The following is a 19971-nucleotide window of genomic DNA, read 5'->3' as shown; positions in this document are numbered from 1 at the left end:
ATAGACCTACACTCATCCCATACTCCAGTTATTCAAAACGTACCCTTGTTCTAAACACAAATTACCCGAAGCAATGACACAATAAAATTTGATATTAATGATTTGCTCTATCATTAATTTTGATACTTAAAAAGGAACATCTAAAGATGTTAATTGTGTTACCAGAACAGACAAACACCAATAAGGCACTGTATTAAAAATACTTTCTATGACACCGATATCTAGTTAGCTTACATCCAGAGAAATGATTTTTTTGGCGGGGATAGCTAAGTATTAACAAAGTGACCTAAACGAAACTGTGTACTTTGATAAAGAATCAACGTGTCGTAGTCGGTAATCGACGCCCGATTTGTCGTGAAAGCTGATACAGGCCTTTACATAATGATTTGAAATAAAAGCGAGCAACAACCATGATGCGGCGCAGATCACAATTCGCGCTTAATTTGGTGTGATAAATGCCCAGTTCTTGTGAACTAAAGCGGTTGCAAACATGACAGCTTTACTAATGGTTAATTATTGGGCTAAAAACCAGCTTTTATTGATCTAGACACTAAGGCAAATAGCATGCCTATTATTAGATTATTTAGTCATCACTGTATAAGTTGTTAAGTCGCTCTCAATTTAATCAAACACCACATTCAATAACTTTGATACTTGATGTTGTACCTAGGTTACTATGTTAAGATCTTTTGGGTAAATTGGTCTTACCAATTTAGCTTGAGTAACGGATTACCCATGTAACCTGCATTTCGCATGATTGATGCTGAACATTTGCTGTTACAGATGCGTTAACAAAGACTTGAAGTCGACTACACTTATAGCGATGCAAGTTGTTAATTAACAGGGAACAACTAAATAACTGTCATAAATCCCGATGAATAACCTAAGTTCTTTTCGGAGAATGAGAAATTATGCCTGAAACAGTAAAGAATGAAGCAGTAGAAAGCTCAGATCAGAGCTACCAAGCACTTCACCGTCCCGCATCAGAATTCAATACCCGCGAAGAGTATTTGGATAATGAATTAAAAATCATGAAGCCTAAACGCTGGGGGCTTAACCTCCCTGGTAGAGACTTTCGCTTTGAATGGGAAGATTTAGTCCCAGCTATCGCGGGGACTATCGGTATAACCGTAATGTATTCAGCTGTAATGGCAGCATGGGCATCGGGTCTCTCTGAACGCTGGGAGCATGTCAATTTAGGTGCAGAGTTCGCAATCCAAGTCGTACGGGTTGAAATGCTTATCCCCGCGCTACTCTTTTGTATTATCAGCTCAGGATTCATTAACCCTCGGGCTAACCTTGGTGGCAACCACGGACCAATGATCCCGCTTATTGGTGCCATTGCCTTAGCAGGTGCCCACCCTCTGGCACTCGCTATTTTGCTTGGCGTGTTCGGTCTTATCCTCAGTTACTTCAAAGGGGGATCGCGGCTCGTTAATTTGACCAGCAGTGGGGTTGCCGGCGGATTGTTAGTATTCCTAGGTTTCATGGGAGCAAAGAGTCAGATCACTTCGCTCTTTGATTGGGCTGGCGGACTTGAAGCCAAGCATGCTCTGGATTACAGCTTAGGTTATGTGGCTTTCTTTATCCTATTGGCTAACGTCATCTTATATTCTTACCTTGCTAAAGTTGGTAAGCGTTGGTTAGCTATTCCACTGTGTTCAATTGCCGCGATAGTGCTCGCTTTTGCACTAGGTGCAGGACTTGACCTTAAGTTTGTGACCGAACCTGGGATCCCTAACTTAAACCCTATGTACTGGTGGGGTTCAACAGAATACGGCTGGCAGTTAGGCTTACCAAATCTTGAACACTTTATCGCTTCTTTACCTTTCGCAATCTTAGCTGTTGCTATGTGGTCTCCCGATTTTCTAGGACACCGCATCTTCCAAGAGCTTAATTATCCAAAAGGTTCAGAAAAGGTATTAATGGATGTTGATGATACTATGACGACCTGTTCGGTTCGCCAGATTGTCGGTACAGCAGTTGGTGGCGGTAACATTACCTCATCTTGGGGGACATACATGATCCCTGCTGCTATCGCGAAACGTCCAATACCTGCAGGTGCTATTTTACTCGGAATAATGTGTATCTTAGTCGCAGTGATTGGTTACCCAATGGACGTTACCGTATGGCGACCAGTCATGTCGATTGCGCTATTAGTTGGAGTATTTTTACCACTACTTGAAGCTGGTATGCAGATGGTGAAAGATACTAAAAATAGCCAATCTGCAGGTATATGTATCTTTGCAGCATTCGTCGCAAACCCTGTGCTTGCATGGGCATTAACCATGTTCCTCGACAATAATGGTCTTATTGGTGATAAAGAACGAGCGAAATCATTATCGTTCACCGATCGTATGGTCATCCCTGGACTCGCATTTGTTATTTGTCTAGCGGCTATGTTAGCTGTTGGCATGATAACGGGTATACCTGCTCTACTTTAAAATGAACTGGCGAAGAGAGCCCTGCACTCTCTTCGCCTTTTTCTCATCTATAATTTTTATCAATAAGCTTGATACTCTCCATAAGTAACAAATTACATTCATGCGTTGCTGTGGGCTGCTAAGCAATCAGAAGTAAAGTTCAATATAGATTTCACGATAGAAAGCTTGCGAAAAATAGACCAACTAGTCAATTACCTGACATCGAGTGTATATGCAAACATTAAATTGTTTAATAAATGCTATCTTGTTAACAGTTTCAATAAATACGCAGTAATTGGCTACGGATTAGAGTGCAGGCTCAGTAAGCCTATGGTAATATACTTACGGTAAATTGGTCTTACCAATTTAGATAGCCGCTTTCTTAAAATAGATTTTGATTCGATTGTGGATATCAACAAACAAATTCCTGCGAAGTGAAATCACTTCGAAAACGTTTCAACAACAGGCTAAGGCCTTCGAAACGTTTAAGCATTAGCTATTGGTCGTTAGGGTTAAACGATAAACCTTGTAACTGCCAATAACCTTTATCTCAAACAGAAGGTATTAGTACGATGACCGAAAAAACTGAACAGTTTGCAAACGCGTGGGAAGGTTTCACGCCAGGCGATTGGAAAACTGAAGTCAATGTGCGTGACTTTATTCAAGCTAACTACACTCCTTATGAAGGCGATGAGTCTTTCTTAGCAGATGCAACCGAAGCGACGACAGAGCTTTGGGATAAAGTAATGGTAGGCGTTAAGCAAGAAAACCGAACCCACGCCCCTGTTGATTTTGATACTGATAAAGTGTCAACAATCACTTCTCATGAAGCGGGTTACATCACTAAAGACCTAGAAACAATCGTCGGTCTACAAACTGAAGCTCCGCTTAAGCGTGCAATGCTGCCTAATGGTGGTATCCGCATGGTTGAAGGGTCTTGCGCTGCATATGGCCGCGAACTGGATCCTAACATCAAGTATGTTTACTCAGAGTTACGCAAGACACATAACCAAGGTGTATTCGATATCTATACGCCTGAAATTATGCGTTGCCGTAAATCGGGTGTATTGACAGGTTTGCCTGATGCGTATGGCCGTGGTCGTATCATTGGTGACTATCGCCGTATCGCGCTATACGGTATCGATTACCTAATGCAGGATAAGTTTGCTCAATTCGGTTCACTTCAAGCTGACTTCGAAACAGGCGAAAACCTATCTTACACCATGCAGCTTCGTGAAGAGATCGCAGAGCAGCATAAAGCACTGGGTCAGATGAAGCAGATGGCTGCAAGCTACGGCTTCGACATCTCAAAGCCTGCTACCAACGCTAAAGAAGCGATTCAGTGGACTTACTTTGGTTACCTTGCGGCAGTTAAGAGCCAAAATGGCGCAGCAATGTCATTGGGCCGTACTTCAAGCTTCCTTGATATCTTTATCGAGCGCGATATCGCCGCAGGCGTATTAACAGAGCAAGAAGCACAAGAGATGGTTGACCATTTCGTGATGAAGCTACGTATGGTTCGTTTCCTACGTACTCCTGAGTACGACGAGCTATTCTCTGGCGACCCAATCTGGGCAACAGAATCAATCGCGGGTATGGGTCTAGATGGCCGTACTTTAGTGACTAAGTCTAGCTTCCGGTTCCTGCACACTTTGTACAACATGGGCCCAAGCCCAGAACCAAACATCACTGTACTTTGGTCTGAGCAGTTACCGCTTAACTTTAAAAAGTATGCAGCTAAAGTATCTATCGATACTAGCTCTATACAGTATGAGAACGATGACTTAATGCGTCCAGATTTCGAATCTGACGATTATGCTATCGCATGTTGTGTGAGCCCAATGGTTGTTGGTAAGCACATGCAGTTCTTCGGAGCCCGTGCCAACCTTGCTAAAACGATGCTTTATGCCATCAATGGTGGTGTTGACGAAAAACTTAAGACTCAAATTGGTCCTAAGTTTGCGCCAATCACAGATGAAGTTTTAGATTTCGATGACGTTATGGGTCGCTTAGACACCATGATGGACTGGTTAGCAACCCAATATGTATCAGCTTTGAACGCTATTCACTTCATGCACGACAAGTACTCTTACGAAGCCGCACTTATGGCGCTTCACGACAGAGATGTTCGTCGTACAATGGCATGTGGTATCGCAGGTCTATCAATTGCAGCAGATTCACTTTCTGCAATTAAATACGGTACTGTTAAACCAATTCGTGACGAAAATGGCATTGCTGTTGATTTCGATATCAGCGGTGATTATCCAAAGTTTGGTAACAACGATGCACGTGTTGATGAATTAGCAACTGAGCTTGTAGAGCGATTCATGGCTAAGATCCGCAGCATGAAAATGTACCGTGATGCGATTCCTACACAGTCTATCTTAACCATTACCTCTAACGTGGTTTACGGTAAGAAAACGGGTAACACACCTGACGGACGTCAAGCAGGTGCGCCTTTCGCACCAGGTGCAAACCCAATGCATGGTCGTGATGAAAAAGGAGCCATTGCTTCTTTAACATCAGTTGCTAAACTACCTTTTGCTCATGCACAAGACGGTATCTCTTACACCTTCTCTATCGTTCCTAATGCGTTAGGTAAAGATGAAGATGGCCGTAAAGCTAACCTTGCAGCATTAATGGATGGTTACTTTGCTCATAACGACAGTCGTGAAGGTGGCCAACACCTAAACGTGAACGTAATGAATCGTGAAATGCTTGAAGATGCAGTGATTAACCCTGATAAGTACCCACAGCTAACCATTCGTGTTTCCGGTTATGCGGTACGCTTCAACTCGCTGACACCAGAGCAGCAACAAGACGTGATCACTCGTACCTTTACTAAAGGTCTATAACGTCGGTTTAATGTGTTGATTCGGCTAGCGTAGCAAGGTGCTGCCCTAGCCTCACAAGGAGTAATAATGACAGTAACAGGTCGGATTCATTCATTAGAGTCCTTTGGCACCGTAGACGGTCCCGGCATAAGGTTTATCACCTTCATGCAAGGTTGCTTGATGCGATGTCAGTACTGTCATAATCGCGACACTTGGGATCTACACGGCGGTAAAGAGATCAAAGTCGATGAGCTAATGAGCCAAATCATTAGCTATCGACCTTTTCTAGAAGCCAGCGGTGGCGGTGTTACAGCCAGCGGCGGTGAAGCGGTGTTACAACCAGAGTTTGTCGCAGAACTTTTTAAAGCTTGTAAAAAAGAAGGTATTCATACCTGCTTAGACACCAATGGTTTTGTCCGCAAATATACTCCAATTATTGATGAGTTACTTGATAACACCGATTTGGTGTTGCTTGACATTAAACAGATAAACGATGAAAAACACATTGATTTAACTAAAGTCAGCAACCAACGTACATTACAATTTGCCGAACATTTGCATAAACGAAACCAAAAAACTTGGATTAGATATGTGGTTGTAGGTGGATTTACCGATGATATGCCATCGGCACAAGCATTGGCCGAATTTATCAAACCAATGACCAATGTGGAAAAAGTGGAGTTACTGCCCTATCACGAATTAGGTAAACATAAGTGGGAAGCGATGGGTGAAGAGTATGAACTCAATCAAATCTCTCCTCCAACTACCGAAACGATGGAGAAGATAAAGCAAGTCTTTATTGATATGGGTATTAATGCGATTTATTAAATGTTTGCCGAGCTAAAGCTCTTCCCAATAACTTGCATCTAAACGTTCGAATGCCGCTTTTAATATAAGCGCCATATCGTAATAGCAAGCTTTAGCACCTAAAGGCCGGCAGTTAACACCCATTTGCGATAGCTTATTTGATAACTGATTACCCCAGTCCAACAAGGTTAACGGTAAAGGGTGAGAAGAGCGCCAACCCAACCATAGCAAGCCTTGGATCGGTAAGCTAATAAAGAACAATGCAATAGTGATTGCTTGAGGTAAGTAATCCCAGCCATGCAGATATAACTGACTGGCACCAGCCAACACCGCTAGCAGCGGCATTAAAGGCAAAGCAATTTGAGTCGCGCGCATAACGCGGTACTCAGGAAAATAAAAACTCAGTTGTCTAACCATAGGCCAAGTCTTCATATAACGACGGCCTTCACCTAAGGTTTTGAGAACTTGAATGCTCAAGAATGGCACCTATTAAAAATCAATAACAAGCCTAACTCTAGCACAAACACTCGGCTTGCCCCAAGGCTCAATGCCTGGTAAGCAACAGATTTTCGCTCTTTTACAGGGCACATTTTACGACTTCGGCCTATAGTTGCCATAGAAGTTATTGTTATACCAATCGGTATAAAGATTTGGTCGCTCAGCGAGAGTTTAGCGATTTTGAGGCAAGGCAGTGAGTGAAGCGCATAGTTATTCTACGCTCAAGCTCATTAACGCAGTATCAAAGTCGCTAAAACTCGCCTGTAAGGAGTAGACCCACTACTTATACCGATTGGTATTATTCAGTGAATCAAACGATTTCATTACTTATTGCGAAAGGTTTAAACATGTCAAACAAACTGGTATTGGTGCTTAACTGTGGTAGTTCATCTCTTAAGTTTGCGATTATTGATGCGCTAACTGGTGATGACCAAATTTCAGGTCTAGCCGAGTGTTTCGGTCTTGAAGACTCACGGATTAAGTGGAAAGTTAACGGCGCTAAACAAGATGCCAGCTTAGGTGCATTTACTGCGCACAGAGAAGCTGTTGAATACATCGTAAACAACATCTTAGGTGCACACCCTCAAATAGCCGAGCAGATCCAAGCCATTGGCCACCGTGTTGTACACGGTGGTGAAAAGTTTACTCACTCAGTGATCATTGACGAGTCTGTGGTTCAAGGCATCGAAGATTGTGCCACATTAGCGCCATTGCATAACCCGGCTCACTTAATCGGTATTCGTGCTGCACAAGCATCATTCCCAGATTTACCACAAGTGGCGGTGTTTGATACGGCTTTCCACCAGACGATGCCTGAAAAAGCCTTTATCTACGCCCTACCGTACAAACTTTACCGCGAAAATGCGATTCGCCGCTATGGCATGCACGGTACTAGCCATCTATTCATTAGCCGTGAAACAGCAGCTGCTTTAGGTAAAGATGAAGCAGATACGAACCTTATTTGTGCTCACTTGGGGAACGGGGCATCTGTTACTGCAATTAAAGGCGGTAAGAGTGTAGATACCTCTATGGGCTTGACTCCGCTTGAAGGTCTAGTCATGGGCACGCGCTGTGGCGATATGGATCCATCAATTATTTACCACTTAGTTAATCGTCTTGGCTACACATTGGATGAAGTTAACAACCTACTCAACAAGCAAAGTGGCCTACTAGGTATTTCAGAGCTAACCAATGATTGCCGCGGCATTGAAGAAGGGTACGAGAAAGGTCATAAAGGTGCCACCCTAGCACTTGAGATCTTCTGTTACCGACTAGCAAAATACATCGCTTCATACACTGTTCCTTTAGAGCGTCTTGATGCCGTCGTGTTTACCGGCGGTATCGGTGAAAACTCTGACGTTATTCGTGAGAAAGTGCTTAACTCATTAGCGATCTTTAATTTTAAAGTCGACAAAGAGCGTAACACTGCGGCACGTTTCGGTAAGCAGGGGAAAATCACTAAAGACGAAGGTCCAGTGGCTATGGTGATCCCAACCAATGAAGAATGGGTTATTGCTCAAGATGCCGTTGCATTAATTAAGTAACACTTACACATTTTCATAAAGCAGCTCACTTGATGAGCTGCTTGAACAGATTTTTACTGCCATACTTTTGTGGCGTTCTCGAGTTTTAAGAGGTATTTATGTCTCGCAACATTATGCTCATCCCTGTAGGGACTGGTGTAGGGTTAACATCAATTAGTTTAGGAATGGTTCGTGCGTTAGAGCGCCACGGTGTTAAAGTTCGCTTTTTCAAGCCAATCGCCCAACAACGCCCAAACGATCGTGGACCTGAGCGTTCAACCACAATTTTAAGCAAATCCCCAACGGTTAATCCACTCGAACCGTTTGAGATGGACCATGCAGAAAACCTGATCCGTGCAGATAAGACAGATGTATTGATGGAGCAAATTATTGCCCGTGCAACTGAATTTGCAGATGATACAGAAACACTAATTGTTGAAGGTTTAGTACAAACGCGTAATCACCCGTTTTCAAGTGATGTCAACCATGCGATTGCTAAAGCGTTAGATGCAGACGTGATTTTTGTCGCCACCCCAGGTAATGAAAGTGCAACAGCATTAATGAACCGCTTGGAGATCTCGCATAACTCATGGGGCGGAAATAAAAACAAACGTCTTATTGGCGCGATTATCAACAAGATCGGTGCCCCTGTAGATGACGAAGGCCGTGCACGCCCAGACTTATCAGAAGTATTTGATCACGACAGTGTTCAACGTCCTGATGCCGCAAGCATGTTCCAACTGCCAGGTAAGAGTAAATTACGTATTCTAGGTAGCGTGCCTTATAATCTAGACCTAGTGGCACCACGCGCTTCTGATCTTGCTAAGCACCTCAGCGCAAAGATAATCAACGCAGGCGAAATGAACACTCGCCGTATGCGTAAAGTAACCTTCTGTGCCCGCAGTATTCCAAATATGGTCACCCATATTAAGACTGATTCGCTACTAGTGACTTCAGGCGACCGCAGTGATGTCATCGTATCAGCCTGCCTTGCTTCAATGAACGGCATCAAAGTTGGTGCACTCTTGCTAACGGGTGGTTACGAGCCAGAGCCACAAATTATGGAACTTTGCGAGCAAGCTTTTGAAACGGGCTTACCCGTGTTCTTAATCGATACTAATACTTGGCAAACTTCGCTTAATATTCAACGTTTTGACCATGAAGTTCCTGTAGACGATGCCGTACGTATTGAACAGGTTCAAGAGTTTGTGGCCGGACATATTGATCAAAGCTGGGTTGAGAGCATTACTAAAAACTCACCACGTGAACATCGCTTGTCACCACCAGCATTCCGTTACAAGCTAACAGAACTTGCCCGCGCCGCTCGTAAAACAGTCGTTTTACCTGAAGGTGATGAACCAAGAACAATCGAAGCTGCCAGCATCTGTGCTGAACGCGGTATTGCTAGATGTGTGTTACTGGGTAACCGTGAAGAGATTGAACGTATTGCGACTTTGCAAGGTGTAACTTTAGGTGAAGGCGTAGAGATCATTGAGCCCGAAGCTGCTCGTGGTCGTTATGTTGAACCTATGGTAGAACTTCGTCGTAATAAAGGCTTAACCGAAGTCGTTGCCAAAGAGCAATTAGAAGACAACATGGTTCTTGGGACTATGATGCTTGCTCAGGGAGAAGTAGACGGTATCGTATCTGGCGCGGTTAATACCACGGCCAATACTATTCGTCCGCCACTGCAGTTAATTAAAACTGCGCCGGGCTCAAGCTTAGTTTCCTCTATCTTCTTCATGTTGATGCCAGATCAAGTCTTAGTCTATGGTGATTGTGCCATTAACCCAGATCCAAATGCTGAGCAGTTAGCTGATATTGCTATTCAGTCCGCTGAATCGGCTATCGCATTCGGCATTGATCCACGTGTAGCAATGATCAGTTACTCTACTGGTAGTTCAGGAACTGGTTCTGATGTTGATAAAGTGCGTGAAGCAACTCGCATTGCTAAACAAAAACGCCCAGATCTAGTGATTGATGGTCCTTTACAGTACGACGCCGCGGTTATGCCGAATGTCGCTCGCTCTAAAGCACCTGATAGCCCAGTCGCAGGTCAAGCAACTGTATTTGTATTCCCTGACCTCAATACCGGTAATACCACGTATAAGGCGGTTCAGAGAAGTGCTGACCTGATCTCTATTGGCCCAATGCTGCAAGGTATGCGCAAACCTGTAAACGATCTATCACGTGGCGCACTTGTCGATGATATTGTTTACACCATCGCGCTTACCGCTATTCAGGCTTCGCAAAACGAAAGCTAAACAATATACGAGGTTAATCGACTCTGGGGCGCTATACACTCGCAGAGCGATGACATTTCGATATTGATTAAATAAATCGGTAAACTAAAAAAGCCTGCTCATGCAGGCTTTTTTTTAACTAGAGAATCAAGCGATACCTGTTTCATTAAATAAGGATCGTTACGATCTAATTTATGACCAAATTGGTCGTTTTACTTAGATTTAACAGCCTAAATAATAAACACGCTGAGAATGCGTCAAAAAATAACCAGTCAATTTAACGCTGATATATTAATAACTTAACCAAACTAAAAATAGTCTTCAACACACTTGTCCACAGATTCTGTGGATAACCTTTCTAAGTTATCTATACAGATATGCCTTAGATCTTTATCTAGGTCAAGCTTTGCGTGAGATCTAGCAGTAAAATCTTGCGTTAGTGCCGGATTATCGTGATACTGCTAAAAAATCCAATAATAAAAACTTATGTTGAAATATCTTGTTCTTATTGTGTCACTTTTAAGCGTTTCTGCTTGCGACAATACCGCCGGCCAGTCTGTATTGGCTGATCCGTCAATTCCCTCTATGCGAACACCTGAACTCTCCTCTCTCGGTTTTTTAAATGCAATCTATGTCGAACGTGACGTAGAGAAAGCCAAGTTGTTCGTCGATGATTCAATGAAGGATATATTGTCACACTATTACATTGCCGCTTCAGTACAACGACATGTACTCAATTTGTCGTTAACCGACGTTGAGATGGAAGTGGATGAAGTTGATATCGATTTTTTTCGAAAAACGACTGAAGATGTCACCGTAATCGTAAAGATTATGGGCTTGCGTGGCGGGCAGTTTTGGGTGGATGATAGAACATTGCGCTTGAATAAACGCAAAGGGAAGTGGATTATTACCGAAGTGGTACCAGAAAAAAGAAATGTAAATGGTTAGATGCTGACAAAACTTACAAACAAAAATAGCAACCCTATGGTTGCTATTTTTTCTAGATAAAACTGATATCAGATCGTTCTATCTATGGCTATCCTAATCCAAAAATGCTTCTTCATCCATTTCAACTGGTAGAGACTCTAACATCTCATCTTGCAGTTGATAATATGCGCCTTCATATTCCTGAACTTCCATAACGACTCCGGATCTTTGATTTAGGTGTAGGGTACAAAAGCATGTCATCAATAGTGTGACATTTTGCCTTTCTTAAAACATGCCAACTTTGCAGTGTTTCTGTCGATAATTATAACAGGATTAATGCATCACTTACAGAAAACTTTCAGTTTAAAATGAAAAAACAGCCTAAAACGCTACATTCAGCCTTAAAAAGGTGAATTAACGTCGTAAAAACTGAAAGCCTTTCATTTTTTAATTCACTTTCACACTAAACAGCCACTTTTATAAACCCAAAAAGTATACAAGGTGGAAACATCTACTACTATTTCTTAATCATCTCTATTGAATAACCTGTCGCGTATAACAATGCACAGCGGTTGTACCAAGCTAAGCTCCCTACAGGAGTAATCTGTCCTTATCGAACGTTTATACCAATTGCATTAAGTATTTAACCAGTTCAGAGCCCCTCAGCCTTTTCAATTCAAAAGCGCTTTGGTAAAGAAATGGTCATTCCCTTTTAAGACAATGCAAAGCAGAAGTGGAAAGACTGAGGGGCTCACGAAGTGCGGCTGAGGTTAAACAAATTGGCAAAACGTTTTATGCTTCATTATAGGATTTGGATATACGACTAAATGGTCTATTTTGTTCCATACAAAATAAGGCATTCCGGCCCTCCTTGGCGGTCAGATTTAGGAGGTACGAGACCAAGGATGGTCGAAGGTAGAATAATGCAGGAGCAATTATCGAGAGCGAAGCAGGATGCCAGAGCCGAGAATAACGATTAGCTCAAATCCCACTACTTGCCTACAGCGTTTTGAATTCCCGCTGAATGGTCAAACTGTCAATGCAATTGGTATTATACCAATCAGTATAAAGATTTGATCGCTCAGCGAGAGTTTAGCGACTTTGAGGTAAGGTCATTAAATGCTCCTGCATTAATGACATTCACCACATCCATGTGGTTAGCAATGAATGAAGAGCATAGTTATTCTACGTTCAAATTCATTAACGCAGCATCAAAGCCGCTAAAACTCGCCTTTAGGAGTGTTTTTGGCTTGCTACTTCTGCGTTGAATAAACTCATAAGGGAATAACCATTATGTCATTTATTCGCCTTGAATTAGCGTGCCAAAAACGCTCTGAGTAGATCAACTTCTTATACTGATTGGTATTAAACAGCCTAGCTCAGAAACAAAAAAGGCCAAACATGCTGTTTGGCCTTTTCACTTTGTAATCTTTTACCAAGCGACTTAATCGCTCTGTTGTTTGTAGCGCAACACTTTCAGTGCCTTGTTGGGATCAACATCATTAAACATCGATGGATTCTGCAACTGCTGCTCTAACTTTAAACTAGGGCTGTACTCTGCCACCTGCCCCTTTAGAAAATCGATAGTAAGTTCAGGAGCATTGAGACACAAAAGAATATCACCGTCGGCCGCAAGTAAGCTGGGCAAGCGTTTCAACAATCGAGCATAGTCTTTAGTTGCCACGAAACTACCTTTTTGATTACTAGGCGGATCGGCAATGATCAAATCATAAGGCCCAAGTTTTGTGAGCTTTCCCCAAGATTTAAAAATGTCGTGGCTCAAGAAGCGTGCCCCAGAGCCAAAGCCGTTTAACAGATGGTTTTGCTTGCCAATCGACAATGAGCCTTTGCTCATATCAATGTTAACCACTTCAGCGGCCTTTCCTTGCAACGCAGCAACGGAAAAGCCACAGGTGTAAGCAAATAGGTTAAGTACCTTCTTACCCGCACTGTTTTCACGAACCCACTGGCGACCGTTACTCATATCTAAGAATAAGCCGTGATTTTGCCCTTTAAGCAGGTGCACTTGAAACTGTGCACCATTTTCAGTCACTACGTGCTTTTCAGGGACTTCACCTTTTAGTATGTTGGTATGAGTTTCACCACCAGCACGATACTGAAAAACTAAATTAATTGGTGTATCACCTTTTAACTCACACCAACGCTGTTCTAACGCCTCGGTAATGACTGAAAGCTCATCATCAGTCAATGGTTTAAAGCTGGTTAACAAAATTACAGGGGCAAACCAATCTAAACAAAGATGCTCCGCACCTTGATAACACCCACCACGGCCGTGAAATAAACGGCCTACATCCTCGCCAAAGGTAAGGTCTTTTATTGCTTCAATAAATAACTGCATTTAACTCACTTTTTGCTTTGTTCTATCTTTAAACTGTCATCGGACTCAACTTCATCTTCGGCGACATCATCACCCAGCAGCACTGCTAGCCAGCGGCCATCTTGACTAGACTCTAACGCTATTTTAACGATCATGGTTAATGGTACAGACAACAGCATACCGACTGAGCCGAGTAACCATCCCCAAAATATTAATGATAAAAACACCACTAAAGTCGACAAGCCGAGACCACGGCCCATATAACGCGGCTCTACCACGTTCCCCATAATAGTATTCGTACCTAAATAAAGCAGAGCAACAGCGCCCGCAGCGCCTGGACCTATCTGTATGAACGCGAGTAACACCGAAGGAATTGCGGCAATAATCGAACCGATATTGGGGATATAGTTAAATAGAAAAGCAATCACTCCCCACAGCAGCGCATAATCAACGCCAATAATGTACAAACCGAGCCCGACAATAAAACCAGTCCCCAAGCTGACTAGCGTTTTTATCACCATATACTGATTAACCGAGTGTAGAAAACGGTCTATCTGTTTTAGTCGCATATCAGGGTCATCAAGTGCAAGGTGCATCTTTCTTGAAAAACCATTTGACTCAAACAACATGAACACAACAGTCAAAATAATCAAAAACAGATTCGCCATCACACTGCCGACGCCAGTCAACATATTGGTGGTCATTGACAGCGCAATACCTGGGTCAAAATAAGCTAGAATCTGCTCTTTGGAGATCTGAATATTCAGCGCGGCTAATTTATCTACAATCCAAGAAAACTGTTCAATTAACTGATCGCGATAAAACGGCAACTGTTTTGAAAACTCGTTAATCGAGGTGCCAACTAATGAAGCCAACCACAATCCCATTAAGACAATAAATACCATTAGCATTAATACCGCGAGCCCTCTGGGTGCTTTATGACGAGTGAGCCAGTTAATAACCGGATTACAGATCACCGCAATGAACACCGACAGCACAAAAGGAACCACTATTGGGCTTGCTGTTTTTATCCCTGCCAAAATCACCACTATAAATGCTGAGATGGCAAAGCCTTTAAATGCCACGCCTTGGTTCTCAAATCGGCCCATTAATAAATCCTTGTTGATTCATAATTAAATTACAATTTACAGCAATGAATAAAGATAAGAACCCTATCCTAAGGTTCCACAGCTAAAATGCCAAGTTTAACCAGTAAACTCGCCACTTATAGACAGCTGAAATATTCATCTACTGACTGAAAATAAATAATAGCTTGAATTATCGCATGATTTTATAGAAATCACCGCTTTAGTTTCAACTCAAGTAGATAGCAATCACGGCGCCATAAAATTAAGCTCTCCTCCGTTACAATACAAGGCGTTTTAGTATACAAAGCAGAGTCAACTCGGCAACGTTTATAATAAGGATAAAGTTAGAGAGATCCTATTTGCCACATTTGGCGTAAACTCTATTAAGACCCCTTAAAAACAAAAGCCTATGAAAATATTAATTACCGGCGCCAGTGGATTTGTTGGCAGTCAATTGGTTAAACATCTAAGTGAGCATAAGTTAACCATACTCACTAGAGCGCCTGAGCGCACAGCAGCAAAGCTAGGTGCAGCCCACCACTACCTCAGCGATCTCGACTGTTTAGCAAACTTAGATGGCTTTGATGTTGTGATCAATCTAGCGGGCGAGCCCATAGCAGGTAAACGTTGGTCTGAACGCCAGAAACAGGCAATTTGCCAAAGTCGCTGGCAAATTACAGCCAAAATTGCAACGCTCATCAAGGTAAGTCGCAATCCACCGAGCACGTTTATTAGCGCCTCTGCAGTCGGCTTTTACGGCCGTCAACACGAGCAACATATCGATGAGCGTTTTCAATTGAGCAAAGAAAGCCAAAATGAGTTTACCCATAAAGTTTGCGCTCAGTGGGAGCAAGCAGCGCAGAATGCTGTTAGCAATGCAACCCGTGTATGTATTGTGCGTATCGGACTGGTACTTGGCGCTAACGGCGGCGCGTTAGCTAAGATGCTGCCGGCATTTAAACTCGGCTTGGGTGGTCCTATCGCAAACGGTAAACAAGGGATGAGTTGGATCCACCAAACCGATCTCATCCGCTTGATTGAGTTTATGATGAGTAATGAGCATTGCAGCGGTATTTATAATGGCTGCGCCCCCACTCCAATAAGCAATCAGATGTTTACAGATGCAATGGGTAAAGCCTTAAAACGCCCTACTTTTATTCCGGCACCGGCATTCGCACTGAAGCTGGCATTAGGTGAGATGTCGACGCTACTCATTGATGGGCAATATGTGGTGCCGCAAAAAGCACTCGCTGATGGGTTTGAATTTCGCTATACAAATATTGATGATGCTTTTAGCGAAATCTTCAAATAGTAAAAGAAAAAGGGATGCACTAACGGCATCCCTTTTTAATGCATAGCCACTATTAATGTGCTTTAAGTAGCTCTCCACAAGACTTATTCAGTAGTTGACGACAACGCCACAACCCCAATGAGGCTACAACCAATCCACCACACAGTGGTGCAATTGCCCACCACGGCCAATGCATATACACATTAAGCTCAAATACTTGGGTCTTTAGTAGATACAAAGTAAATTCAGCAACAATAACGGCTAATACTCCGGCAATAGTTCCCAGCAAAGCAAACTCTAAGCCGGTTGCGGCTCGAAGCAGCCAACCTGACGCGCCAAATGTTCTAAGCACCGCCAACTCGCGCTGACGACTCGCCATTCCAGCTTCTGTTTGCGCTATCATCACTAACGCACTTGCCAGTAGGACTAGCACCATCACAAGTGTCAACGACAATGACACTTGCTCAATGATTTGTCGCAGTTGCATCACCATCGCACCAACATCAATAATTGATACGGTTGAGAACTGTTTTATCAAGGATAAAATAACTGACCGTTGAGAATCCTCAAGGTGAAAACTCGACATTGAAGTATAAGCAAACGGCGCTAAGGCTTCTTTGGTGAAGATCATAAAGAAATTAGGCTGTAGCGTTTCCCAGTGCACTTCACGAATACTGGCAACCTTAACCGTTAAAGTCTGGTTATCGATGGTGTACGTTAAACTGTCACCGAGTACCAAACCAAGTCGTTCAGCCACTCCAGATTCGACTGAAACATCATTAATATCTTGGTTAAAGCTGCCTGATATTATTTCGTTATTCTCAGGCAAGCTATCGCGATAGGTTAAATTAAGCTCACGAGAGATCCCAACTCGTCCCTCCTCGCCCGTTTTCTTTTGCTCTGATGAAATTAACAGCTCATCATTAATCGCGGTCAAGCGGCCTCTTATCACCGGATAAATCACTGGCGGGATTTTGACATGTGGCTTTAAGAAATCGGCAATGGCATTGGTTTCTTCCGGAGCAATGTTTACCAAAAAGTAATTGGGCGCATTCTCTGGTAGCTGTTTCTGCCACTCATTTAGGATATCTTGCCTGAGCGCAAATATGGTCAATAACAATACCAACGCACTGCTAAATCCGACTAATTGCACTGCATTTTGTCTTGCTCGGCGTCGAAGTCCAGCCAATGCGAGTTGCAATGGGTTGGTGGTCTTCATGCCGACGCTATGACCTAGACGGATCATGAAGAAACCTAACACACTGAGCAAAAGTCCTAACAATAAAACAGCAGCAACAACGGTGAGAGTTAATGGTAGGCTCTGGGAGTATAAATAACCCAATATCGCCATTGCAGTTAAGCTAAGCAGAAAGTGCAGCCACATACCTAACTGTAATCCTTCAAGATGTCCCTGCAACACCCTAAGTGGTGGGATAGCTAGTAAGCGCATTAATGGATAGGCTGAAAACATAAAGGCGCTGATAAAACCAGTGCCAATACCCAATAAGATAGGTCGACTGATTGGTGGGCTATACGCCGCTATTTCTGCAGGTAAAAAAGAAGTAATAGCACGGTCCAACCCAAAACCACCGACAAGTCCAAGCACCACACCAACAGCAGTAACCAGCAACAGGTGAGTGCCAAATAATACTCTTATCTGTTTCGCAGAAGCGCCAAAAGTTTTGAGCATTGCCACCACATCATAATGCCGCTGGCAGTAGCGCTGCGCAGCAATACCTATCGCGGCGCAAGCCAAAGCAATTCCGAGGAGGCTTGCTAGCAACAGAAAACGCTCAGCTCGTTTCACCGCGCTGGCAATTGGCGAATCACCCGATTGCACATCAACCCAACGTTGGCTGGTATTGAGCAGCGGTTTAGCTTGCTGCTCGAAGGCATCGAGTTTCGCACTATCACCGCTAAATTGGTACAGGTAAGTAACCCGACTGCCAGGTTGGATCACTTGTGTTTTATCCACATCTTCAATACGCATCAGCACCACAGGCGATGAAGCAAATGGGTTAAAACCAGCATCAGGTAAACGGACAATCTCTTTTGACAAGCCAAAGCTAGCATTGCCAATTTCAATTTGCTTTGGGTAGCCAAGCAAACCACCAAGGCGGGTTTCAAACCATATATTGTCGGCACTAGGTAGCCCTTGCGCCACACCAGTACTTAGCTCAATATTGCCCTTAAGCGGGTATCCTTCTTCAACCGCTCTAACAGTGACAAGCTGAAACTCGTCACCAGCATAAACCATAGAGTTAAACTGCATGCTGGTGACGCGCGATAAACCAATATCATCCGCAATAGCAAGCACTGCAGGATCGATCTTCTTTGGAGAGTTTATAATTCTATCTGCTGCAATAAACTTTGAAGCCTGACCATTAATAGCAAGCTGCAACCGCTCACTCACAGACGCTAAACCTGTCACCGACAATACCGCCAAGGTGATTGCCAAAATAATTAGCAGCAACTGTCCTTGAGACAGTTCCCGCTTAAAAAGCCGCCATGCTAATTTTAGCTCCATGAATTTGCCTCTTCAGCGATTGTTTCATCTAGCACGTCATCATCAGCTGGTGCCGACAATTTCTCCGTTAAATTACCTGAATCCATCATAAACTGACGTTGACAACGGCTTGCTAAAACCATGTCGTGAGTCACTAACACTAACGTGGTATCGCTCTCTCGGTTTAGTTCAAACAGCATGTCGGCAATTTTATCACTATTGGCTGAATCCAAATTGCCTGTCGGTTCATCAGCAAACAACACTTTGGGCTCGCAGATGAAAGCTCGGGCAATCGCCACTCGCTGTTGCTCCCCACCTGATAATTGGTTAGGGAAGTGGTTCAATCTATGGCTTAATCCAACACGCTCTAGCATCGCTTGAGATTTGTCTTTCGCATTTGGGATCCCAGCAAGTTCTGCGGGTAACATAACGTTCTCAAGTGCATTTAAGGTATCGACCAACATAAAAGATTGGAAAATAAAGCTTACTTTTTGCTTTCGAAGTGCAGCCTTAGATTCCTCATTCAGAGTCTCCAATGCCACACCATCAAGCAAAATGGAGCCTTGACTCGGAGAGTCGAGTGCTGCAAGCAAGCCTAGTAGTGTTGATTTACCAGAACCGGACGGCCCAAGTATCGCAACACTCTCTCCCTGCTTGACATCCATATTAATGCCGTTGAGGATAGTCAGTTCTCCCTCTTGAGTATTAACTGATTTAACTAGGTGGCTTACTGATATGGCGCTTTTTTCAGACATAAAACCCTTCTTAGACCTTAAAAACCGACGACTCGGTTTTGTCTTATTATTTATTTTCAGCAGTTTCCCGCTAAGTGCTGCCCCTATATTAATCCTAGGTGACAGCCTAAGTGCAAGTTATGGCATGCCGGAAAATGAAGGTTGGGTGCATCTTCTCCGCAAAAAAATGCCCGACCATACCATCATTAATGGCTCTGTTAGTGGCGAAACCTCAGCGGGTGGATTACGCAGACTGCCCGCCCTGCTTGACTCAGCGAGCCCTGAGGTACTGCTAATTGAACTTGGCGGCAACGACGGTCTTCGTGGTTTTCCGCCTAAGCAGCTGAAAAATAATCTTACAAAAATCATCGAGCTTGCCCAAGATAAACAGATAAAAGTGCTACTGAGTGAAATTATGGTACCGCCTAACTACGGCCCACGCTATGCATCTCAGATATCAAGCGTTTATAAAGAACTCGCTGCCGAGCATGATATTACCTTAATGCCGTTCTTTATGGAGTTGATTATCACTGACAGTACGTTGATGCAAAGAGATGGGATCCATCCAAATGCAAAGGCCCAGCCACAAATCGCAGAGTTTATGCAGCCATGGTTACAACAAGCGACGGAAAGTGACACTAAATAATATAAAAAACAACAAAGTAGTTGAAGCAAACAGAGCAACTTTGTAAATTATTAATCTATCGGAATAATCTGTAATCAGTGATATTTTGGGTATTTGAACGGCAAGGGATCTCA

At 43.3% G+C, this 19971-nt stretch carries 13 protein-coding genes; 8 read left to right on the top strand and 5 right to left on the bottom strand.

The features are described 5' to 3' along the window. Positions 1–911: 911 nt before the first annotated feature. The 3 genes from SWP_RS08640 to pflA all read left to right on the top strand — a co-directional run bounded on the left by SWP_RS08640 (position 912) and on the right by pflA (position 6085). Positions 912–2444, top strand: coding sequence for a DUF3360 family protein (locus tag SWP_RS08640; RefSeq protein ID WP_020912085.1), 1533 nt, complete (start codon positions 912–914; stop codon positions 2442–2444). A 551-nt stretch (positions 2445–2995) separates the two neighbouring features. Continuing rightward, positions 2996–5278 carry a formate C-acetyltransferase gene (gene pflB, locus SWP_RS08635; RefSeq protein ID WP_020912084.1) on the top strand — a complete coding sequence of 761 codons (2283 nt, stop codon included), beginning with the start codon at positions 2996–2998 and terminating at the stop codon, positions 5276–5278. Positions 5279–5344: 66 nt separating this feature from the next. After that, positions 5345–6085 (top strand): pyruvate formate lyase 1-activating protein, encoded by a 741-nt coding sequence (pflA, locus tag SWP_RS08630; protein ID WP_020912083.1) that lies wholly within the window; start codon positions 5345–5347, stop codon positions 6083–6085. 12 nt (positions 6086–6097) lie between these two features. Here the strand turns inward: pflA and yfbV are convergent, their stop codons facing one another. Further along, entirely contained in the window at positions 6098–6541 is a 444-nt protein-coding gene (yfbV, locus tag SWP_RS08625; RefSeq protein WP_020912082.1) for a terminus macrodomain insulation protein YfbV, read from the bottom strand. A 368-nt stretch (positions 6542–6909) separates the two neighbouring features. On the opposite strand from yfbV, the gene ackA reads away from it, so the two are divergent. The 3 genes from ackA to SWP_RS08610 all read left to right on the top strand — a co-directional run bounded on the left by ackA (position 6910) and on the right by SWP_RS08610 (position 11276). Then, positions 6910–8106: an acetate kinase gene (gene ackA / locus SWP_RS08620; protein WP_044556352.1), complete on the top strand. Its 1197-nt coding sequence runs from the start codon at positions 6910–6912 to the stop codon at positions 8104–8106. Positions 8107–8204: 98 nt separating this feature from the next. Then, complete coding sequence (pta, locus tag SWP_RS08615; protein ID WP_020912080.1) at positions 8205–10349, top strand: phosphate acetyltransferase; 2145 nt, start codon at positions 8205–8207, stop codon at positions 10347–10349. Between the two features lie 465 nt (positions 10350–10814). After that, complete coding sequence (locus tag SWP_RS08610; protein WP_020912079.1) at positions 10815–11276, top strand: hypothetical protein; 462 nt, start codon at positions 10815–10817, stop codon at positions 11274–11276. Positions 11277–12699: 1423 nt separating this feature from the next. Here SWP_RS08610 and SWP_RS08605 read toward each other — a convergent pair. After that, complete coding sequence (locus tag SWP_RS08605) at positions 12700–13614, bottom strand: class I SAM-dependent methyltransferase (RefSeq protein ID WP_020912077.1); 915 nt, start codon at positions 13612–13614, stop codon at positions 12700–12702. 5 nt (positions 13615–13619) lie between these two features. Then, complete coding sequence (locus SWP_RS08600) at positions 13620–14702, bottom strand: AI-2E family transporter (protein WP_020912076.1); 1083 nt, start codon at positions 14700–14702, stop codon at positions 13620–13622. Positions 14703–15090: 388 nt separating this feature from the next. Here SWP_RS08600 and SWP_RS08595 point away from each other — a divergent pair, with 388 nt between their 5' ends. Continuing rightward, entirely contained in the window at positions 15091–15993 is a 903-nt protein-coding gene (locus SWP_RS08595) for a TIGR01777 family oxidoreductase (RefSeq protein WP_020912075.1), read from the top strand. A 52-nt stretch (positions 15994–16045) separates the two neighbouring features. On the opposite strand, the gene SWP_RS08590 is transcribed toward SWP_RS08595, so the two are convergent. Both SWP_RS08590 and SWP_RS08585 read right to left on the bottom strand, forming a co-directional pair. After that, positions 16046–18499 (bottom strand): ABC transporter permease, encoded by a 2454-nt coding sequence (locus tag SWP_RS08590; RefSeq protein WP_020912074.1) that lies wholly within the window; start codon positions 18497–18499, stop codon positions 16046–16048. Further along, a complete protein-coding gene (locus tag SWP_RS08585; RefSeq protein WP_020912073.1) occupies positions 18490–19233 on the bottom strand; it encodes an ABC transporter ATP-binding protein in 744 nt (247 codons plus the stop codon). Before SWP_RS08585 ends, SWP_RS08590 begins: the two co-directional genes overlap by 10 nt. On the opposite strand from SWP_RS08585, the gene SWP_RS08580 reads away from it, so the two are divergent. After that, the gene (locus SWP_RS08580) at positions 19214–19858 is read left to right on the top strand and encodes an arylesterase (RefSeq protein ID WP_020912072.1); all 645 of its coding nucleotides are present in this window, start codon (positions 19214–19216) and stop codon (positions 19856–19858) included. The two genes, SWP_RS08585 and SWP_RS08580, sit on opposite strands and share 20 nt — an antisense overlap. The last annotated feature ends 113 nt before the right edge of the window (positions 19859–19971 follow it).

Origin of the sequence: Shewanella piezotolerans WP3 (assembly GCF_000014885.1) — a bacterium.
Classification (GTDB): Bacteria; Pseudomonadota; Gammaproteobacteria; order Enterobacterales; family Shewanellaceae; genus Shewanella; species Shewanella piezotolerans.
Note: the sequence above shows the minus strand (reverse complement) of the source record. Positions and strands in the feature narration are given on the sequence as shown.

Excerpts from the sequence above, each read along its gene's own strand:
- SWP_RS08640 (WP_020912085.1), top strand. The coding sequence starts at position 912 with ATGCCTGAAACAGTAAAGAATGAAGCAGTAGAAAGCTCAGATCAGAGC.
- pflB (WP_020912084.1), top strand. The coding sequence starts at position 2,996 with ATGACCGAAAAAACTGAACAGTTTGCAAACGCGTGGGAAGGTTTCACG.
- pflA (WP_020912083.1), top strand. The coding sequence starts at position 5,345 with ATGACAGTAACAGGTCGGATTCATTCATTAGAGTCCTTTGGCACCGTA.
- ackA (WP_044556352.1), top strand. The coding sequence starts at position 6,910 with ATGTCAAACAAACTGGTATTGGTGCTTAACTGTGGTAGTTCATCTCTT.
- pta (WP_020912080.1), top strand. The coding sequence starts at position 8,205 with ATGTCTCGCAACATTATGCTCATCCCTGTAGGGACTGGTGTAGGGTTA.
- SWP_RS08610 (WP_020912079.1), top strand. The coding sequence starts at position 10,815 with ATGTTGAAATATCTTGTTCTTATTGTGTCACTTTTAAGCGTTTCTGCT.
- SWP_RS08605 (WP_020912077.1), bottom strand. The coding sequence starts at position 13,614 with ATGCAGTTATTTATTGAAGCAATAAAAGACCTTACCTTTGGCGAGGAT.
- SWP_RS08600 (WP_020912076.1), bottom strand. The coding sequence starts at position 14,702 with ATGGGCCGATTTGAGAACCAAGGCGTGGCATTTAAAGGCTTTGCCATC.
- SWP_RS08595 (WP_020912075.1), top strand. The coding sequence starts at position 15,091 with ATGAAAATATTAATTACCGGCGCCAGTGGATTTGTTGGCAGTCAATTG.
- SWP_RS08590 (WP_020912074.1), bottom strand. The coding sequence starts at position 18,499 with ATGGAGCTAAAATTAGCATGGCGGCTTTTTAAGCGGGAACTGTCTCAA.
- SWP_RS08580 (WP_020912072.1), top strand. The coding sequence starts at position 19,214 with ATGGCGCTTTTTTCAGACATAAAACCCTTCTTAGACCTTAAAAACCGA.
- SWP_RS08585 (WP_020912073.1), bottom strand. The coding sequence starts at position 19,233 with ATGTCTGAAAAAAGCGCCATATCAGTAAGCCACCTAGTTAAATCAGTT.